Annotated in this window: 16 protein-coding genes; 8 read left to right on the top strand and 8 right to left on the bottom strand. The window is 52.4% G+C overall.

Annotated features, from left to right (window positions below):
• Window positions 1-23 precede the first annotated feature (23 nt).
• The 5 genes from sucC to NSCA4_RS0109850 all read left to right on the top strand — a co-directional run bounded on the left by sucC (window position 24) and on the right by NSCA4_RS0109850 (window position 3,657).
• On the top strand, window positions 24-1,190 hold the full coding sequence (gene sucC / locus NSCA4_RS0109870) for an ADP-forming succinate--CoA ligase subunit beta (protein ID WP_016687975.1): 1,167 nt from the start codon (window positions 24-26) through the stop codon (window positions 1,188-1,190).
• Between the two features lie 10 nt (window positions 1,191-1,200).
• Window positions 1,201-2,091, top strand: a complete 891-nt coding sequence (gene sucD, locus NSCA4_RS0109865) for a succinate--CoA ligase subunit alpha (protein ID WP_003745608.1) — start codon at window positions 1,201-1,203, stop codon at window positions 2,089-2,091.
• Between the two features lie 276 nt (window positions 2,092-2,367).
• Window positions 2,368-2,802, top strand: a complete 435-nt coding sequence (locus NSCA4_RS0109860; protein ID WP_016687974.1) for an ElaB/YgaM/YqjD family protein — start codon at window positions 2,368-2,370, stop codon at window positions 2,800-2,802.
• A 194-nt stretch (window positions 2,803-2,996) separates the two neighbouring features.
• Complete coding sequence (locus NSCA4_RS0109855; RefSeq protein WP_016687973.1) at window positions 2,997-3,386, top strand: phage holin family protein; 390 nt, start codon at window positions 2,997-2,999, stop codon at window positions 3,384-3,386.
• Between the two features lies 1 nt (window position 3,387).
• Window positions 3,388-3,657 (top strand): hypothetical protein, encoded by a 270-nt coding sequence (locus tag NSCA4_RS0109850; protein WP_016687972.1) that lies wholly within the window; start codon window positions 3,388-3,390, stop codon window positions 3,655-3,657.
• A gap of 868 nt (window positions 3,658-4,525) precedes the next feature.
• Here NSCA4_RS0109850 and NSCA4_RS0109845 read toward each other — a convergent pair.
• The 6 genes from NSCA4_RS0109845 to NSCA4_RS0109825 all read right to left on the bottom strand — a co-directional run bounded on the left by NSCA4_RS0109845 (window position 4,526) and on the right by NSCA4_RS0109825 (window position 11,985).
• Window positions 4,526-6,130 carry an ABC transporter ATP-binding protein gene (locus NSCA4_RS0109845; protein WP_016687971.1) on the bottom strand — a complete coding sequence of 535 codons (1,605 nt, stop codon included), beginning with the start codon at window positions 6,128-6,130 and terminating at the stop codon, window positions 4,526-4,528.
• 22 nt (window positions 6,131-6,152) lie between these two features.
• Window positions 6,153-7,061, bottom strand: a complete 909-nt coding sequence (oppC, locus tag NSCA4_RS0109840; RefSeq protein WP_016687970.1) for an oligopeptide ABC transporter permease OppC — start codon at window positions 7,059-7,061, stop codon at window positions 6,153-6,155.
• A gap of 72 nt (window positions 7,062-7,133) precedes the next feature.
• On the bottom strand, window positions 7,134-8,054 hold the full coding sequence (gene oppB / locus NSCA4_RS0109835; protein ID WP_016687969.1) for an oligopeptide ABC transporter permease OppB: 921 nt from the start codon (window positions 8,052-8,054) through the stop codon (window positions 7,134-7,136).
• A complete protein-coding gene (locus NSCA4_RS15205) occupies window positions 8,048-8,437 on the bottom strand; it encodes a hypothetical protein (RefSeq protein WP_016687968.1) in 390 nt (129 codons plus the stop codon). The genes oppB and NSCA4_RS15205 overlap by 7 nt, the downstream gene beginning before the upstream one ends.
• A 30-nt stretch (window positions 8,438-8,467) precedes the next feature.
• Window positions 8,468-10,264: an aminopeptidase P family protein gene (locus tag NSCA4_RS0109830; protein WP_016687967.1), complete on the bottom strand. Its 1,797-nt coding sequence runs from the start codon at window positions 10,262-10,264 to the stop codon at window positions 8,468-8,470.
• Between the two features lie 95 nt (window positions 10,265-10,359).
• On the bottom strand, window positions 10,360-11,985 hold the full coding sequence (locus NSCA4_RS0109825) for a peptide ABC transporter substrate-binding protein (protein WP_016687966.1): 1,626 nt from the start codon (window positions 11,983-11,985) through the stop codon (window positions 10,360-10,362).
• A gap of 314 nt (window positions 11,986-12,299) precedes the next feature.
• Here NSCA4_RS0109825 and NSCA4_RS0109820 point away from each other — a divergent pair, with 314 nt between their 5' ends.
• The 3 genes from NSCA4_RS0109820 to NSCA4_RS0109810 all read left to right on the top strand — a co-directional run bounded on the left by NSCA4_RS0109820 (window position 12,300) and on the right by NSCA4_RS0109810 (window position 15,517).
• Complete coding sequence (locus NSCA4_RS0109820; RefSeq protein ID WP_029609720.1) at window positions 12,300-13,283, top strand: porin; 984 nt, start codon at window positions 12,300-12,302, stop codon at window positions 13,281-13,283.
• 526 nt (window positions 13,284-13,809) lie between these two features.
• Window positions 13,810-14,535, top strand: coding sequence for a metal ABC transporter ATP-binding protein (locus NSCA4_RS0109815; RefSeq protein WP_036538458.1), 726 nt, complete (start codon window positions 13,810-13,812; stop codon window positions 14,533-14,535).
• Between the two features lie 106 nt (window positions 14,536-14,641).
• A complete protein-coding gene (locus tag NSCA4_RS0109810) occupies window positions 14,642-15,517 on the top strand; it encodes a metal ABC transporter permease (RefSeq protein WP_016687962.1) in 876 nt (291 codons plus the stop codon).
• Window positions 15,518-15,809: 292 nt separating this feature from the next.
• Here the strand turns inward: NSCA4_RS0109810 and NSCA4_RS14105 are convergent, their stop codons facing one another.
• Window positions 15,810-17,231 (bottom strand): surface lipoprotein assembly modifier, encoded by a 1,422-nt coding sequence (locus NSCA4_RS14105; protein WP_016687961.1) that lies wholly within the window; start codon window positions 17,229-17,231, stop codon window positions 15,810-15,812.
• A gap of 125 nt (window positions 17,232-17,356) precedes the next feature.
• On the bottom strand, window positions 17,357-18,254 hold an 898-nt coding region (locus tag NSCA4_RS0109800), incomplete at its 5' end, for a Slam-dependent surface lipoprotein (protein ID WP_016687960.1).

Below are 18,254 nucleotides of genomic sequence, written 5' to 3'. Positions count from 1 at the left end.
CCACTAATCTAAAGGAGAAATCCATGAATCTACACGAGTATCAGGCTAAAGAACTGCTGGCAGGCTACGGCTTGCCCGTGCAAGGCGGTATTTTGGCGCACAACGGCGAAGAAGCCGCAGCCGCTTACGACAAACTGGGCGGTAAATTTGCCGTCGTCAAAGCCCAAGTCCACGCGGGCGGACGCGGTAAAGCGGGCGGCGTAAAAGTCGTCAAAAGCCGTGAAGAAGCCAAAGAAGTGGCGGAAAGCCTGATTGGCACCAATCTGGTTACTTATCAAACCGATGCCAACGGTCAGCCGGTCAACAGCGTTTTGGTTTGCGAAGACATGTATCCGGTGCAAACCGAGCTGTATTTGGGCGCGGTGGTTGACCGTTCTACCCGTCGCATCACATTCATGGCTTCGACCGAAGGCGGCGTAGAAATCGAAAAAGTTGCCGCCGAAACCCCTGAAAAAATCTTCAAAGTAACTGTTGACCCGCTGGTCGGTCTGCAACCTTGCCAAGCGCGCGATGTGGCGTTCCAACTGGGCTTGAAAGACAAACAAATCAACGAGTTCGTCAAACTGATGACCGGCGCGTACAAAGCATTTGTCGAAAACGACTTCGCCCTGTTTGAAGTGAACCCGCTGGCAGTTCGCGAAAACGGCGCGCTCGCCTGCGTGGACGGCAAAATCGGTATCGACAGCAACGCTCTTTACCGCCTGCCAAAAATCGCCGAATTGCGCGACAAATCCCAAGAAAACGAACGCGAGCTGAAAGCCTCCGAATTCGACCTGAACTACGTTGCTTTGGAAGGCAACATCGGCTGTATGGTCAACGGCGCAGGTTTGGCGATGGCAACTATGGACATCATCAAACTCAAAGGCGGCCAACCTGCCAACTTCTTGGACGTAGGCGGCGGCGCGACCAAAGAGCGCGTAGTTGAAGCGTTCAAACTGATTCTCGAAGACAAATCCGTCAAAGGCGTATTGATCAACATCTTCGGCGGTATCGTCCGTTGCGACATGATCGCGGAAGCCATCGTGGCAGCCGTTAAAGAAATCAACGTTGACGTGCCTGTCGTTGTCCGTCTGGAAGGCAACAACGCCGAACTCGGCGCGAAAATCCTGAACGAATCAGGCCTGAAACTGACTTCCGCCGACGGCCTGAATGACGCAGCCGAAAAAATTGTCGCAGCCGTAAACGCCTAAGGAGAAAAGAATGAGCGTATTGATTAATAAAGACACCAAAGTATTGGTTCAAGGTTTCACCGGTAAAAACGGTACTTTCCACTCCGAACAAGCTCTGGCTTACGGCACTAAAGTCGTCGGCGGCGTGACACCGGGTAAAGGCGGTCAAACCCACCTGAACCTGCCTGTGTTCAACACCATGAAAGAAGCCGTCAAAGAAACCGGCGCAGACGCATCCGTGATTTACGTTCCGGCTCCGTTCGTGTTGGATTCTATCGTTGAAGCGGTTGATTCCGGCGTAGGCTTGGTGGTTGTGATTACCGAAGGCGTACCGACTCTGGACATGCTCAAAGCCAAACGTTATCTGGAAACCAACGGCAACGGCACGCGTTTGGTCGGTCCTAACTGCCCGGGCGTGATTACTCCGGGTGAGTGCAAAATCGGCATTATGCCGGGCCACATCCATACTCCGGGCCGCATCGGTATTATTTCCCGTTCCGGTACATTGACTTACGAAGCCGTGGCACAAACCACCAAACTGGGCTTGGGTCAATCAACCTGTATCGGTATCGGTGGCGACCCGATTCCGGGCATGAACCAAATCGACGCGCTGAAACTCTTCCAAGAAGACCCCGATACCGACGCCATCATCATGATCGGTGAAATCGGCGGTACTGCGGAAGAAGAAGCAGCCGAATACATCCAATCCAACGTAACCAAACCTGTTGTAGGTTACATCGCAGGTGTTACCGCTCCTAAAGGCAAACGTATGGGCCACGCCGGTGCGATTATCTCCGGCGGCAAGGGTACTGCGGAAGAAAAATTCGCCGCTTTCGAAAAAGCCGGCATCGCCTACACCCGCAGCCCTGCCGAATTGGGCAGCACCATGCTGGAAGTGTTGAAAGCAAAAGGCTTGGCATAACAACGACTGGTCGTTTTGACTGAAAAGCCGATAGGTCGTCTGAAAACTTGAAAACAGGTTTTCAGACGACCTTTTTATCTAATGCGTTAATCTTTACATATTTAGTCGGTTTCTTTATCCGAATTGACTTGAGAATTAGTTCAAAAGCGTTATAATTCTTTAACAGATAAATAATCTGTCATTTGACGGTCGGTCATTTTAACTCAAAGGTATTGACATTTTGAAACAACAAATAGACTTAGGCCGATTAACCTACACCAATCTAAGGAAATAATGATGAAAAAGCAAAATTTTGATTCCCGCAAGGAAAGCCTGTTGAATGACATTCAAGATGTAATGAATGATGTTGAAGAGCTGTACAGCAAAGGTGTGGAAGCCGGTTCTGAAGAAGGCAAAAAAGCCAAAGAGAAATTGCAGGAAAAACTCGGCGCCGCCAAAGACCGTATGCTTCGTTTCGAAGAAGAAGCTGGCGACAAAATCAGATATCACGCTGACCGTGTACGCGAAAAATATGACGAGTTCGAAGAATTTGCCGAAGATGGTTTGAAGGAAGGTAAAAAACGTTTGGTAGAATTCGGTGAAGAAGCTGGTGACCGCATTAAACGCGGTGCACGTCAGGCCGACGAAGTCGTTCATGACAATCCTTACTACGCTATGGGTTTTGCCGCATTGGCTGGCTTAGTAGTAGGCGTGTTGTTGAACCGTCGATAATCGCCAGTTTAGTTTAATTGGCATATCAATTTAATTGATATAAATGCCGTCCGAACACGCGATTTTTTAAAATCTTGTTCAGACGGCCTTTTTATTATTTTGGTTTTGGATTGTTGTTTCTGCTAGTTGATTTTAGACTAACAATACCTACGGATTTTCCAGGCCGAAATAATCAAAAAAAAATCGGAAATAATATGGGTATCAGACAAAATATAGAACATACAAAAACCCTGCTGAACCAGGGTATTGATTTGCTTTTGCTTCGAATGCAGATTTTAAATTTGGATTTGTCTGAGCAGGCAAAAAATGTGTTTCTCATCATCATATGGTTGGTCGTGTCCGGGATATTGATGCTGGTAGCATTCATCAGTTTGTTGTTTGGATTGAATCGGGTATTGACGGATAGTGCAGCGATATGGGTGTTTTTCGGTATTTCCGCTGCCAGCATTGCGGTGATCACCATTTTGCTTTACAGGGTGATATATAACTGGCGCAACCAAAATAATCAAATCGCTGCTACTTTGCAGGACATCCGTGCAGACATCGCCTGCCTGCGTGGTTTGGATATGCAGGAAGGAGAATGAAATGAATAAATCGGAGCGTGATGAAGCACGAGAACTGCTGCAATTGGAAGCCAAACTTATTCAAGTGAGAATTAAGGCATCCTATCTGAAACAGCGCAAATCAAAACTGCAGGACAGTGGCGTATCAAACGGTTTGATGACCCTTCTTGATTTGGGTGGAGAGTTTAAACGCACGGGTCTTTTATATAAAACTGCCGGACTAGCTATTCCCCGCAGATACCGTCTCGGCGCACTTTTGGCTGCGTTTGTGATGAAAGCTTTAATGAAGTAGCTCGGGATTAGAAACAGGGTCGTCTGAAAGTTGGTTTTCAGACGACCTTTTTGTCTTTTGAGGATTTGTAGGCTAAACCGACGACGCTACGGCTGTTGGATTTGAGTTTGGGGCAGTTTTTGTGTATTTGGTTAGTTTTCGGGTAAAGTACGCGAGAGAGCTTGCGTGGTTGCAGTGTAGGGAGAGCAAATATTCATATCCGACGGGATATTTGTTTGCCGTCATTCCCGCGCAGGCGGGAATCTACTTTTGAATTTCGGCACCTGTTTTTGAACGTTTGTCCCCTAGGTTTTACGATGGATTCCCGCCTGCGCGGGAATGACGGATGCTGGATGCAATCGTGGGTTGGATTGGTAAAGTTTGCGTTAAAACTGAGGGAGGTGGGGTCGTGGAAAGGTCGTTTGAAACCTTGTTTGTGTTTCAAAAGATCTTTTGTATTTCGGTGATTCGTGGGCGGAGCCCACGCTACGGCTGTCAGAGTTAGGACTGTGACGGTTTTTTGTATTTGGGTGGTTTGCGGGTAAAGTGCACGCTACGGGTTGCGTGGTTTCAGTTGGGGGGCGATATCCAATGAGATATTTGTTTGCCGCCATTCCGGCGCAAGCGGGAATCTACTTTTAAATTTCAGCACCTGTTTTTAAACGTTTGTCCCCTAAGTTTTACGATGGATTCCCGCCTGCGCGGGAATGGCGGTTGCTGGAGGCAATCGTGGGTTGGATTGGTAAAGTTTGCGTTGAAATCTGCCGAAGTGAGTAAGGTTGTGTAGAGGTCGTCTGAAAAACTAGGTTTGTGTTTCAGACGACCTTTTTGTATTTTTAGGATTCGTGGGCGAAGCCCACGCTACATTTTGATTTCAGACAACCTTGGGTCAGAGGTCGAAGGCGGCGTTGATGAGGCGTTTGGTGTAGTCTTTCTGCGGGTGGTAAAAGATTTGGTCTGCGCTGCCGTATTCGACGAGTTCTCCGTGCTGCATGACGGCGACGTTGTCGCTGACGGCGCGGACGACGGAGAGGTCGTGGCTGATGAAGATGTAGGTCAGTCCGTATTTGGTTTGGAGTTCGCGCAGCAGTTCGACGACTTTGATTTGGACGGAGCGGTCGAGGGCGGAGGTGGGTTCGTCGAGGAGGATGAACTTGGGCCGCAGGATGAGGGCGCGGGCGATGGCGATGCGTTGGCGTTGTCCGCCTGAGAATTCGTGTGGGTAGCGGTTGAGCGCGTCGGCGGGAAGGGAGACTTCGTCCAGGACTTTGAGAACGAGTTCGGTGCGCTGGGCTTTGGTCATTTCGGGGCGGTGGACGGTGAGGCCTTCGCCTATGATTTCGCCGACGGTGAGGCGGGGGGAGAGTGAGCCGTAGGGGTCTTGGAAGACCATTTGGCGTTCGGCTTTGAGCTGGCGCGCGCGCTCGGGGGTGAGGGCGGCGAGGTCGCTGCCGTCGAAGTGTATGCTGCCTTGGTAGGGGAGCATTTGCATGATGGCTTTGCCGAGCGTGGATTTGCCGGAGCCGGATTCGCCGACGATGCCGAGGGTTTCGCCTTGGCGGATGGCGAGACTGATGTTTTTGACGGCGTGGAAGGTTTTGAGGGGTTTGCCGAAGAAGTTGTGTTTGAGGGTGAAGTGGACGTTGATGCCGTCGGCACGGATGAGCTCGGGCGGGTTGCCTTCTACGGGGTCTTTCATGCCTTTGGGGACGGAGTGGATGAGTTGTGCGGTGTAGGGGTGGGATGGGTTGGCGAAAACTTGTTTGATTTTGCCGCGCTCGACGATTTCGCCGTCTTTCATGACGCAGACGGTTTCGGCGTAGTGTTCGGCGAGTCCGAGGTCGTGGGTGATGAAGATAATCGCCATGCCCATTTGTTTTTGGAGGTCGTGCAGGAGGTCGAGGATTTCTGCTTGAATGGTGACGTCGAGGGCGGTGGTGGGTTCGTCGGCGATGAGCAGGGCGGGGTCGTTGAGCAGCGCCATGGCGATCATGATGCGCTGGAGCTGACCGCCTGAGAATTCGTGGGGGTATTGTTTCAGACGACGTTCTGCTTCGCGGATGCCGACGCGGTTGAGGAGGTCGAGGATGCGTTCGCGGGCGGCTTTGCGGGTGATGGTTTTGTTGTGGACGCGCAGGGCTTCTGTGAGCTGGGTGCCGATTTTCATGAAGGGGTTGAGCGAGGTCATGGGCTCTTGGAAGATGAAGCTGATGCGTCCGCCGCGCAGGCTGCGGAGGGTTTTTTCGTCTGCGTCGAGGATGGATGTGCCGTCGAAGGTGATGCGCGAGTCTTGTCCGTAAAGGGTGCTGTTTTCGGGCAAAAGGCGCATGAGGGACATGGCGGTAACGGATTTGCCTGAACCGGATTCGCCGACTAGGGCGAGGGTTTCGCCTTTGGCGACTTTGAAGCTGATGTTGCGCACGGCGTGGACGGTTTTGTCGTGGAGTTGGAAACGGATATCGAGGTTTTCGACGGTGAGTAATGGGGTGGTCATGGGTGTGTCCTCGTTGTGTGTGTCAGCGGTCTTTGGGGTCGAGTGCGTCGCGCAGGCCATCGCCGATGAAGTTGAAGCAGAAGAGGGTGGCGACGAGGAAGAAGCAGGGGACGAGGAGCTGCCACGGGGCGGCTTCCATGGAGGCTGCGCCTTCTTGGAGCATGGAGCCCCAACTGGTCTTGGGTTCTTGTACGCCCAATCCGAGGAAGCTGAGGAAGGATTCGAACATGATCATGCCGGGTACGAGCAGGGAGGCGTAAACCATGACGACGCCGAGTACGTTGGGGATGATGTGGCGGGTAACGATGCGGCGGCGGGATACGCCTGTGATGCGGGCGGCTTCGACGAATTCTTTGTGTTTGAGGCTGAGGGTTTGTCCGCGGACGATGCGGGCGACGTCCAACCATGAGACGAGTCCGATGGCGACGAAGATGAGTAAAAGGTTGCGCCCGAAGAAGGTGGTCAACAGGATGACGAAAAACATAAACGGAAAGGCATTGAGGATTTCGAGCAGACGCATCATAACGGAGTCGAGTTTGCCGCCGAAGAAGCCTGCGAGCGCGCCGTAGAGCGTGCCGATGACGACGGCGACGAGTGCGCCTGCAATGCCGATGAGCAGGGAAATGCGTCCGCCGGCTGCGGCACGGGTGAGGAGGTCGCGTCCGAGCAGGTCGGTGCCGAAGTAGTGGCGGGTGGCGAAGGAAGGCGGGATTTGCATGTTGTCCCAGTCGGTGTGGTCGTAGGTGTAGGCGCTGACCCAGGGGACGGCGATAACGAAGAGGATAATGGCGGCAAGGATGAAGACGCTGCACAGGGCGGCTTTGTTGTTGCTGAAACGCCGCCATGCGTCCTGCCACAGGCTGCGTCCGTGTACTTGTGCCTGTTCGGCGGCTTCTGCTATGGCGCGGGAATTTTTCTTGTTGAATAGCATGGTGTTCTCCGTTTTTTGTTCGGAGGTCGTCTGAAAACGGCAAAACCGGTTTTCAGACGACCTTTTTTGCTTTTAATAGCGGATTTTGGGGTCGATCAGGGCGTAGAGGATGTCGAGTACGGCGTTGAAGACGATGGTCAGTACGCCGACGAGGATGGTCAGTCCCAAGATCATGCCGTAGTCGCGGTTGAGCGCGCCATTGACGAAGAGTTGTCCGATGCCGGGCAGTCCGAAGACGCTTTCGATGACGATGGCGCCAGTGATGATGCCGACGAAGGCGGGAACGAGATAGGAGAGGATGGGCAGCATGGCGGGACGCAGGGCGTGGCGCAGGACGATGCTGTTCATGGACAGCCCTTTGGCGCGGGCGGTGCGGATGTAGGGGCTGTTCAACACTTCTATCATCGCGCCGCGCGTGATGCGGGCGAGGCCTGCGACATAGCCGATGGAGAGGGCGGCGACGGGCAGGATGAGGCTGGTCAGCGCGCCGTCGTTCCAGCCGCCGGCGGGCAGCCATTTGAGGGTGATGGCGAAGATGAAAATCATGATGGGGGCTTTGACGAAGCTGGGGACGACGATGCCGGTCATGGCGGCGGTCATGATAGTGTAGTCCGCCCATGTGTTGCGCCTGAGCGCGGCGATGGTGCCCATGAGTACGCCCAAAACGGTGGAGACGATGAAGGCGTACACGCCCAGTTCGACGGAGACGGGCAGGGCTTGGGCGAGCAGCTCGTTGACGTTGTAGTCTTTGTATTTGAACGAAGGACCGAGGTCGCCGTGGGCGAGTTGTTTGAGATAGTTGAAGTATTGCAGGTACATCGGGTCGTTCAGGTGGTATTTGGCCTCGATGTTGGCCAGTACGGCGGGCGGTACGTTTTTGTCGCCGGTGAAGGGGCTGCCGGGTGCGAGCCGCATCAGGAAGAATGAGACGGTAATCAGTACCAGCATGGTGGGGATGGCGGAAAGTATGCGGCGGATGATGAATTTCAGCATATCGTACCTGCTCGGGGCTTGGTGGGTCGGAATATGCCTGAATACGGGAAGGCGGTCTGAACGGGTGTTCGGACGCTTGGGATGGTTTTCTCTTCTTTGTAGTCAGGCCCTTGGTTTTTTGGTGTGTGGGCTTTTGCTTTTATGGTCGTCTGAAACGGGATTTTGGGTTTCAGACGACCTTTTGGCTGATGTTTTTCGTGGGCAAAGCCCACGCTACGGCTTTTATGGTTGTCTGAACACTTTGGATGGGGTTTCGGACGGTTTTTTATTGCGGCGGTTGCGGGCGGAAGCCTGCGTTTTGGGTTTGTTTCGGAGGTCGTCTGAAATCGGATTTTTGGTTTCAGACGACCTTTTTGCTGGTGTTTCTCGTGGGCAAAGCCCACGCTACGGCCTTTTTCAGACGACCTTTGCGGTTAACGCGCCAGCGGTTCGGTGCGTTTGATCAGCCATGCTTTTGCCGCGCCTTCGGTCAGCGGCTCGAGGCGGCGGCGGACTTCGGCGTGGTAGCGGTTGACCCAGTCGATTTCGCCGTCGGTCATCATGGCGGTATCCATCAGGAGGGTGTCGATGGGGCAGAGGGTCAGGGTTTCGAAGTAGAGAAAGCTGCCGAACTCGGTTTCCTGCGGGTTGGCAACAGCTTGGTTGGCGGCGAGGTTCTCAATGCGGATGCCCCATTTGCCGGGACGGTAGAGTCCGGGTTCGATGGAGGTAACCATGCCTTTTTTCATGGCGTGCTGCGGGCCGGGAACGGCGGCGCAGGCGATGACTTGCGGGCCTTCGTGGACGTTGAGGAAATAGCCTACACCGTGTCCTGTACCATGACCGTAGTCGCATTGCGCCTGCCACAAGGGTTTGCGGCAGATGGCGTCTATCATCGGCGAGAGGATGTTTTCGGGGAACACGGCTTCGGCAAGCGCGATATGGGCTTTGAGGACGAGGGTGTTGTCGCGTTTTTGTTCGGCACTCGGTGTGCCGACGGGGACGACGCGGGTGATGTCGGTCGTGCCGCCTTTGTATTGCGCGCCGGAGTCAATGAGCAGGAGACCGTTGCCGCTGATGGTGCTGTGGCTTTCGGGCGTTGCGCTGTAATGCGGCAGGGCAGCGTTGGCGTTGAAGCCCGCGATGGTGTCGAAACTCAATGAAATGAAGCCCGGACGTGCGCTGCGGTAGCGGTGGAGCATGGTGTCCACGTCGATTTCGGTCAGGCTGCCGCCGTTGTCGATGATGTCTTCAAACTCGGCGAAGAAGCCGCACAACGCCGCGCCGTCTTGTTCCATCGCTTCGCGGATGTGGGCGATGTCGGCTTCGGATTTGACGGATTTGAAGAAGGTGGACGGGTTGATGCCTTCGATCAGGCGCACGCTTTCGGGCAGGCGCACGAGGGTGCTGACGGCGGTTTTGTTCGGCTCGATAAGCAGCGTGCCGCCGATTTGCGCGAGTTTGTCGGCAACTTGGGCGTAAGGTTCGACCGTGATGCCTGCGGTTTGCAGCGCGGCGGCGGCTTCGGCGTTCAGACGACCTTGGTCGGTAAACAGGACGGCGTTGTCTTTGCCGATAAGCAGGAAGGACACGAAAACGGGATTGAAAGGCACGTCGCTGCCGCGCAGGTTGGTCAGCCAAGCGATGTCGTCAAGCGAGGAAACCAAGTGGTAATCCGCGCCTTTTTCCGCCATGACGGCGCGCACGCGGGCGAGTTTTTCGGTGGCGGTTTCGGAGACGTAGGCGGGGTCGTGGATGAATACGGTTTCGGCGGGAATGGCGGGACGGCTTGTCCACACTTGGTCAAGCAGGCCGTCGGGGTGTTCGATGCGGATGTTTTTGGCGGTCAGGGATTGCGCCAAAGTGCGTTTGCCGGTGAGCGACACCATATCGGATGGGATGCCGACGGCGGCGTTTTCGGGCAGGTTTGCCGCGAGCCATTCGTTATACGGCGGAACTTGCCCGCTTTTTTGCAATTCAATGCCGCTGCCTGCAAGCTGTTTGGTGGCTTGTTCCCAATAGCGGCTGTCCACCCACACGCCCGCTTCATCGGCGGTAACGACGAAAGTGCCGACCGAGCCGGTAAAGCCCGACAACTCGCGACGCGCCTGCCAGTGTGCGGGCAGGTATTCGGAAAGATGGGGGTCGGCGGAGGGGATGACGAGTGCGTCCAAGCCTTGCGCCTTCATGGCTTCGCGCAATGCGGACAGGTAATTCGATACGGTATTCATGAACGGGATTCTCCAATAGGGTTTCGCGGTTTCAGACGACCTCTTCAATTTAGTGTACAGGGAGGTCGTCTGAAAAACGTGTCTATGTTATCAAATCACTTCTTGGGTGCAAACGACCAATTCTTGACGGTGTAGTTTTTCAGCGGGTCGCGGTCGGAGTAGCCTTGGATGTCGGGTTTCACCAGATTGATGCTGACTTGGTGATACAGCGGGATAAAGGCGTCGTCGCGTTGCAGCATCGCCTCGGCGCTGACGTAGCGGCGGGCGCGCTCTTCGGCGGAAATGCCCGCTTCGAGCGTGCTGTTCATCAGCTTGTCGAATTCGGGATTCTTGTAATGGAAGGCGTTGTTCGGATTGTTGGATTTGAAAATATTGAGCATGCCCGCAGGGTCGTTGTAGTCGGAACACCAGCCTGCAAACGCCATGCTGAAATTACCTTGCATACGCTTGTCCAAGAAGGTTTTCCATTCTTCGTTCATCAACGTGGGGCGAACGAACGGCACGGTCGCCTTCCAAATGGATTGCAGCGCGGTGATTTGTTTTTTGGCGGCCTCGCTGGTGGTATAGACGATTTGGAACTCGAACGGTTTCTCTTCGCTATAACCCGCTTCGCGCAAGAGTTTTTCTGCTTCGGCAATACGCGCTTCGCGTTTCAGCGGCTTCCACGCAGGCGCAGACTCGCCGCCGCCCTGCATATTCGGCGGGGTAAGCTGGAACGCTTCCTTGTCGCCGCGTGCGGCAACCTTGGTAATGATGGCGCGGTCGGTCAGCAGGTTGAGCGCGCGGCGGACTTTGGGATTTTTAAATTCGGCGGATTCCAAGTTCGGCTCTAAAAACCAAGAACACAGCAAAGTCGCGCGCCGGACCTGCCCGGGAAATTCTTTCTCGGCAATCTTAATTTGATCGGAAGGGATGCCGTAGGTAACGTCCACTTCGTCGGCACGGTAGCGGTCGTATTCTTTGCCGATGGCGAGGAACACCGCCTGCGGGATGGATACTTTTTTGCTGTCGTAATAAGTAGGGTTTTTATCCATGGTGATGTGGCTGTTGACACGCCATTCTTTGAGGATGTATGCGCCGCTGGAAACATAATTGCCCGGCTGCGTCCATTTTTCGCCGAATTTCTCGACCGTGGCGCGGTGGACGGGGTAGGTGAACTGCTGAATCAGCATATCGGGGAAATACGGCACGGGCGCGGTGAGCGTGAATTGCAGCGTTTTCTTGTCCAAAGCCTTGACGCCCAAAGTATCCGGCTTCGCCTTGCCTTGCAGGATTTCCGCCGCACCCTGTATTTTCGCGTCTTCCAAATAGCTGCTGTTAGGCGCGGCGGTTGCGGGATCGGCGAGGCGGCGGAAGCTGTAAACGAAATCTTCGGCGGTAATCGGGTCGCCGTTGCTCCACTTCGCATCGCGCAGGTGGAACGTCCAAACGCGCCCTTCGTCTGACGGCTCCCATTTCAACGCCAAGGCGGGAATGGTTTTGCCTTCGGCATCCGTACTGACCAAGCCGTCCATCATCTGACGGATAATCGCGCCCGCCGCCATATCCGAGCTTTTCTGCGGGTCGAGCGTACTCGGTTCGACCGCATTGCTGATGACGATTTTATTGTATTCGCTGCGCTTGAATTCGGGCGCGGGCTTGACTTCGCGATGACACGCCGACAGCGCAAGCACTATGGCAAGCGATAAAGCCGATATGGAATAAGGTTTGTTCGGCAGCACGTTTTTTCTCCTCTTCTCGCTATCTCTCCCTCCATCCTGCGTTTTGCAAAAAATAAAAAACTACATATGACTACATGGTAGGGAAATATTCTGATTTTTAGCGGATAAAAAGATTTATTCTCTATGGGTATTTGAAAAAATCCGCCTGTTTTGGGAATCGGTTTGCAAGATAACACAAAAAAACGCCGTAAAAAACATTTTTTGAAATAAAAGTTACAAGTGATTACAAAAATATTGATTTTTTTGCACGCCTCAAATAGTATAAAACCCTGTTTAAACGCAGCCTCAGAAGAATCAAGCAAAAGGAGAAGAAAATGAAGAAGTTATTAATGATTGCGGTTGCCGTCCCGCTTGCCGCCCCCGCATTGGCATCCGATAACGAAGCCAAAATCGGCGGACGGATATTTACTTCTATCGAACACGAACGCAACGGCAAAGGGCAATCCGCTACCGATATATCCGACAACAACAGCCGCATCTGGATTATGGGCAGTGAAAAACTCGACAAAGACCTCAAGCTCATCTACGGCGTCAATTCATTCGTCGCCTTCGACTACAACGGCTGGAGTACGGACGACTCCTACATCGGTCTGCGCGGCGATTTCGGTACCGTCCGCGCCGGCTGGCTCAGTACCCCCATGCACTACCTGACCGGCGAACAAGACGCGTTCAACGGCAACAACCACACCCAAACCATGGGGCGCATGACCCGTTTCGGCGGCCGTGAAATCGCCCTGAACTACGAATCCAAAACCTTTGACAACGGCTTCAATTACCGCGTCCAAATCGCGCCCGGTGCCAACAAATACAAAGACAGGAAGCGCAACGGCGACTGGATGGCGGGCTTAGGCTTGCACTACAAACACCCGACCAACGGCTTCAACGCTCACTACGCCCTCGAATACGCCCGCAACGGCTCGCCTGACGATACGAAAGACAGACAGGTTCATTCCATGAAAGTCGGCTACGACAAAGACAATCTCTACCTCGCCGCCGGCATGATGTACGCCCGCAATGTCGCCGACAAATTCCACTGGGAAGACGAAACCAAAACCAATACCAACACCCGCGATTTCCAAGTGACCGCCGGCTACACCATGGGCAACATCACTCCCAAACTCGGCGTCGCCTACGGCCGCTCCGACACCGGCAAGAATTACAAACAGCTCGCGTTCAACACCGAATACAAATTTTCCAAACGCACGACCCTCTCGTTCAACTCAGGCGTAGTCAAAGAAAGTAAAGACCCCAAAACCGGCTGGGCGGCAGGCATTTCGCTGGAACACAGCCTGCAATAACACGGGATTTGAAGCATAATAAGGTCGTCTGAAAACCTGAATATCGGTTTTCAGACGACCTTTTGTAATTGGCTTCATTGCTTGCTAATGTAGGTAGGATACTTGTATCCGACAACTGCTTGAAATTTTCTACATTGCCTAATTAGGGTTTGAATGTTGACAACGTTGGATACTCATATCTGGCCTACTGACTTCTGAATCGGGACAATAAGCCGGGTCGTTTCTTCGTAGGCCAAGGCACACGCCGCTTATACGGGCAAACCGCCTGCGCCGGCTTTGAAAAAGGTCGTCTGAAAACGGCAGATGCCTTGTCCACAAAAATCGTGCCTATATCCGGATACTGCCTTTATGTTTACAATCATAATGTTATAAAGTATCATCCTTACTTTTGTTTCATTTTGAACACATCGTCTTTAATTTTCGATATTGTTATGAATTCCATTTTACTCACCGGATTGTTCCAACGCCTGCTGATTGCGCTTTTCGCTTTGGCGGCAGTTTGGGGCATGTATTTTTGGGCGGTTGCATGAGTATCGTTGTTGAAAATCTGACGGTCAGCTACCGGACGCGGCCTGCCGTACACCATGTCGGCATCGAATTTGCCGAGCATTCGATGTGGGCGGTCTGCGGGCCGAACGGTGCGGGCAAATCAACTTTTTTAAAAGCGGTCATGGGTTTGCAGCAAGTCGATACGGGACGCGTCCTCCTGCAAAACCTGCAACGCAAAGACATCGCCTACCTGCCGCAGCAGTCTGACATCGACCGCGGCCAGCCGATGACGGTTTTCGAACTGGCGGCGATGGGTTTGTGGTACGAAATCGGCTTTTTCGGACGGGTTGACGCGGCGCAGCGTACCCGCGTTTTGGATGCGCTTGCACGCGTCGGTATGCGGGATTTTGCCGACAGGCAGATCGCGCATTTGTCTAACGGTCAGTTTCAGCGCGTTTTATTTGCGCGTATGCTGGCGCAGGGGGCGAAATTCCTGCTTTTGGACGAACCTTTCAACGCCGTCGATGCACGCACAACCTACGCGCTCTTGGACGTATTGCGCCAATGCAATGAGGAAGGGCAGGCAATTATCGCCGTGTTGCACGATTATGCGCAGGTACGCGATTATTTTTCGGACACGCTGTTGCTGGCTCGGGAAAAGGTTGCGGCGGGCAGAACGCCGTCCGTCCTGACCGATGAAAACCTTGCCCGCGCGAATATGCTGATGCAGCGGCAGGAGTCGGAGGACTGGTGCGACGTATAGTTTGCGCCGCCCCCTCGTAAGGCAGTACGTCGTCTGAAAGATGCGGCGAAGGATTTTCAGACGACGTTTCCCATTTTCAGAAGTTTTTCCTTATTTACCGGATACCATGAATTTATACGATTTGCTGATTTCCCCTTTTGCGGAATTCGACTTTATGCGCTATGCGCTTGCGTCGGTATTCTGTCTGGCTTTGAGTGCCGCTCCGGTCGGCGTGTTCCTGGTCATGCGGCGCATGAGCCTGGTAGGCGATGCTTTGAGTCATGCCGTCCTGCCCGGTGCGGCAATCGGCTATATGTTTGCCGGGCTGAGCCTGCCGGCAATGAGCGTCGGCGGGTTTGCGGCAGGCTTGCTGATGGCGCTTTTGGCGGGTTTGGCGAGCCGTTTTACATCGTTGAAGGAAGATGCCAACTTTGCCGCCTTTTACCTGAGCAGTCTGGCAATCGGCGTGGTTTTGGTCAGTAAAAACGGCAGCAGCGTCGATTTGCTGCATCTCTTGTTCGGGTCGGTCTTGTCGGTGGATATTCCCGCGCTGCAACTGATTGCCGCCTCGGCAAGCGTTACGGTAACGGCATTGGCGATTATTTACCGCCCGCTGGTCTTGGAAAGCATTGACCCGCTGTTTCTGAAGGCGGTTGGCGGGAAGGGCGGCTTTTGGCACGTCGTCTTCCTGATTTTGGTGGTGATGAACCTTGTTGCAGGCTTTCAGGCACTCGGTACGCTGATGTCGGTCGGTCTGATGATGCTGCCGTCGATTACCGCGCGGCTCTGGGCGAAAAGCATGGGCGCGCTGATGGCTTTGTCCGTTTTTATCGCGCTGGTCTGCGGTTTTGCCGGACTGCTGTTTTCCTATCACGTCGAAATCCCGTCGGGGCCTGCAATTATCTTGTGCTGCGGCGTGCTGTATGCCGTATCGCTGGTGTTTGGAGGGGAAGGCGGCATATTGGGCAAATGGTTCAAGCGTCGAAAGCATAAGACCTTGTGATGGGCGGTTGTGCAAACTGAAAATCAAAAAGGTCGTCTGAAAAGCTGCTTGGGTTTTCAGACGACCTTTGACCTTTTTGGGTTTATCGCTCGGATTTCTGAATTCGATTTATTGTCATTCAAACAGAAACGCTTCAATCGGCGTTATTCCCGAGAAGGTGGAGATACACTTTTAATTTTGACAACCGTTTTTCAAATACCTCTTTCTTAGGATTTCCGACGAATTTCTGCCGGCGCCGGAATTACGGCGGATGGCTGGCAGAGTGTTTTTCCGACCCATTATCCCTGCTGCTTCAAAACTGTTTCTCCACGCTGATAAACGTCTGCATACTCTTGCGGGAATAGAAGCCGCTCATATTGCTGTCGATTTTGAGATAACGGAAATTCAAATGCGGCACTAAGCCTTTCCATGAAATTTTACTGTGCCAAATAGAGGCATTTGCCTGATATTCATGGTCTTTACGGGTCAGACGGTACACCAGGCTACCCGGCGCATCAAAGGTACGGTGGGCGTAGCGCAGATTGGTGCGGATGCCGAATCCGTTCTCAAACGCTTTCGCCGCGCCGAAGCGTATGCCCTTGCGCACGGATGCCTGCTCCGCTTCTTTGGTCATGTCGTGCGACCAGTCTGCACCGCCGTAGAGAAGCCAGTTTTTCGGCGCAGAGTATGCCAGCGTTGCCCCCGCCAGCGGCATATGGCTGTTGTAACGCGCTGCCGAACCGCTGTTCCGATAGTATTTTTTGATATAGCCTGCATTGAGCGAGAGCCGCCATTTTTCGTTCAGACGACGTGAAAAATCGGTATGGATACCGGTTTCGCGATTATAGCGTTTGCCGCCCAGCCAGTTTTGCTCGGCAAACGGCACAACCCCGAAAGATTGCACCGCCGAACGGTTTTTATAGCCTGCCGCCAAGCGCAGGCTTTGCTCGTTAAAATCCTGATTGTCCCAATAATGCACGCCGTCGCCGCTCAAGCTGCCGTAAACAAAATGATGTCCGCCCACATTGATTTCACGCGACACGCCTGCACCATAGCGGATACCGTGCGCCTTTTGCGGCAGGCTGTCAGCGGTTTTATTCCAGCGTCTGCCGTTCCATTCTATAACGCGCTCGGACGAGGCATTGTTCACATTATCGGTCTGCTCGTATTGCAGCGAAATATCGGGCTGCCAGCTTTGCGCCGAATCAATGGCGGCAAGATAACGGTCGGCAAGTTGCTGCATGGGCGGCTGCAAATCCGGTTTTGCCCGTTTCAATTCCGCCTTTGCCTCGCGGTACTGTTTGTTTTCAAATATCATGACGCCCAAATCGAAACGCGGATACGCCAAATCGGGATGTTTCGCCAAAATGCCGCGATAGAGCGATACAGCCTCACCATGCCGCAATTGACTGCGCCGCAAGGCGCCTAAAGCATAATCGTATAAAACGGCATCCCGGTCGGGCGCGGCTTTATATTGCGCCAACAAACCTTCCAGCATCTTCCAGTCCCGTCCGATTAATGCGCGGTTGATCTGTGCTTCCAATGATGAATCGGCAGAAAGGTCGTCTGAAAGCCTCTGTTCTGCGGGTTTGTCGTCGATAAAATCTTTTGAGGGCGTTTCGCTGTTAGGCTGCTTGTCAAAAAATACAGGCGCAGGTACACGGACAACGGGTGTATCGGCAAGAGCGACCGACGGCAAAGAGAGCATCAGTAAGACGAGATGATTTTTATTCATTTTATTCAGTAGGATATGGATTGTAGGAGTATCTGGTTATTATACGGATAACGCGGTGAAAATGGTCGAAAAGGTCGTCTGAAACGGTTTCAGACGACCTTTTACATCATAATTAAGATGGAAAATTATTTTTGAATATCTCCGCGTTGTCCGCCGAAGCCGACAGTATCTTTGCCATTAAAGATAACTTTTCCTGCAATTTCTTCTGCATTTTTACCGAAGAAATCTAAAGAGTAAGAGCCTGATTTGTAACCTTGGGTTGCAGTAGATGAAATACCAGTTCCTGAAATCGAACCTTGTTCTAATGTAATGTTATTTCCTAAGCCGGTAATAGTTCCTGAGCCTGTTTTATTTTCAAAATTAACATTGTAATCTAGTGTTCCATTATTTTCTGCATCAAATGCTTTACCGCTATAATTAGCTGTTCCTTTTGTTGGTATCGCTTCTAATTTTGTTTTTAGGCCGGCAATTCGTACATTCGATAGTTCATTAATACTAGAAGAATTACGAACACCTGATTTAGTATCTGCAAAAATAATTGAATACGGTTGATTATAGATTGCTTTACCGGTAGTAATAGTTTCTCTTACTGAATAGCAATGACTATTTATACAACTAGATGAGGAACTACTTGATGTGCCATATTGCTCTTGCTTAAGTCCATTACGATATTGTCCATCATAAATTCCTTTAGCATTATTGATGATAAGTGTTTCAAGGTTAGCTTTTGCTGTATCTTCCTCTAAATCTACATTATTTTTAGCAAAATCATCGGCTTGATATTTATCAAGACCTTCAGCAATAGCAAGTTTTGTCAAATCTTTTATTTTAATCATTTTATCTAAATTTGCTTTAGATACATCATCTTCATTATTGATATTATTTTGCGCAAATTGTTTTGCTTCGTCATCGTTTAGCCCTTTAGCTTTAGCTTGTTCAATTAACTCAGCAGTTTTTTGTGCAATACGAGCTTCTTCAGCTTTACGTGCTTCTTCGGCTTTACGTGCTGCTTCAGCCTTACGT

The sequence above is a fragment of the Neisseria sicca 4320 genome (genome assembly GCF_000193735.1).
Lineage (GTDB): Bacteria > Pseudomonadota > Gammaproteobacteria > Burkholderiales > Neisseriaceae > Neisseria > Neisseria sicca_E.
The sequence above is the reverse complement of the archived record's forward strand: the minus strand, read 5'-3'. Positions and strand labels throughout refer to the sequence as shown.

What these genes read in the sequence shown, in the direction of transcription:
- NSCA4_RS0109820 (WP_029609720.1), top strand. Translation starts at nt 12,300, where the DNA reads ATGAAGAAGTTATTAATGATTGCGGTTGCCGTCCCGCTTGCCGCCCCC.
- NSCA4_RS0109810 (WP_016687962.1), top strand. Translation starts at nt 14,642, where the DNA reads ATGAATTTATACGATTTGCTGATTTCCCCTTTTGCGGAATTCGACTTT.
- NSCA4_RS0109855 (WP_016687973.1), top strand. Translation starts at nt 2,997, where the DNA reads ATGGGTATCAGACAAAATATAGAACATACAAAAACCCTGCTGAACCAG.
- sucC (WP_016687975.1), top strand. Translation starts at nt 24, where the DNA reads ATGAATCTACACGAGTATCAGGCTAAAGAACTGCTGGCAGGCTACGGC.
- sucD (WP_003745608.1), top strand. Translation starts at nt 1,201, where the DNA reads ATGAGCGTATTGATTAATAAAGACACCAAAGTATTGGTTCAAGGTTTC.
- NSCA4_RS0109850 (WP_016687972.1), top strand. Translation starts at nt 3,388, where the DNA reads ATGAATAAATCGGAGCGTGATGAAGCACGAGAACTGCTGCAATTGGAA.
- NSCA4_RS0109830 (WP_016687967.1), bottom strand. Translation starts at nt 10,264, where the DNA reads ATGAATACCGTATCGAATTACCTGTCCGCATTGCGCGAAGCCATGAAG.
- NSCA4_RS14105 (WP_016687961.1), bottom strand. Translation starts at nt 17,231, where the DNA reads ATGAATAAAAATCATCTCGTCTTACTGATGCTCTCTTTGCCGTCGGTC.
- NSCA4_RS0109845 (WP_016687971.1), bottom strand. Translation starts at nt 6,130, where the DNA reads ATGACCACCCCATTACTCACCGTCGAAAACCTCGATATCCGTTTCCAA.
- oppC (WP_016687970.1), bottom strand. Translation starts at nt 7,061, where the DNA reads ATGCTATTCAACAAGAAAAATTCCCGCGCCATAGCAGAAGCCGCCGAA.
- NSCA4_RS0109860 (WP_016687974.1), top strand. Translation starts at nt 2,368, where the DNA reads ATGAAAAAGCAAAATTTTGATTCCCGCAAGGAAAGCCTGTTGAATGAC.
- oppB (WP_016687969.1), bottom strand. Translation starts at nt 8,054, where the DNA reads ATGCTGAAATTCATCATCCGCCGCATACTTTCCGCCATCCCCACCATG.
- NSCA4_RS0109815 (WP_036538458.1), top strand. Translation starts at nt 13,810, where the DNA reads ATGAGTATCGTTGTTGAAAATCTGACGGTCAGCTACCGGACGCGGCCT.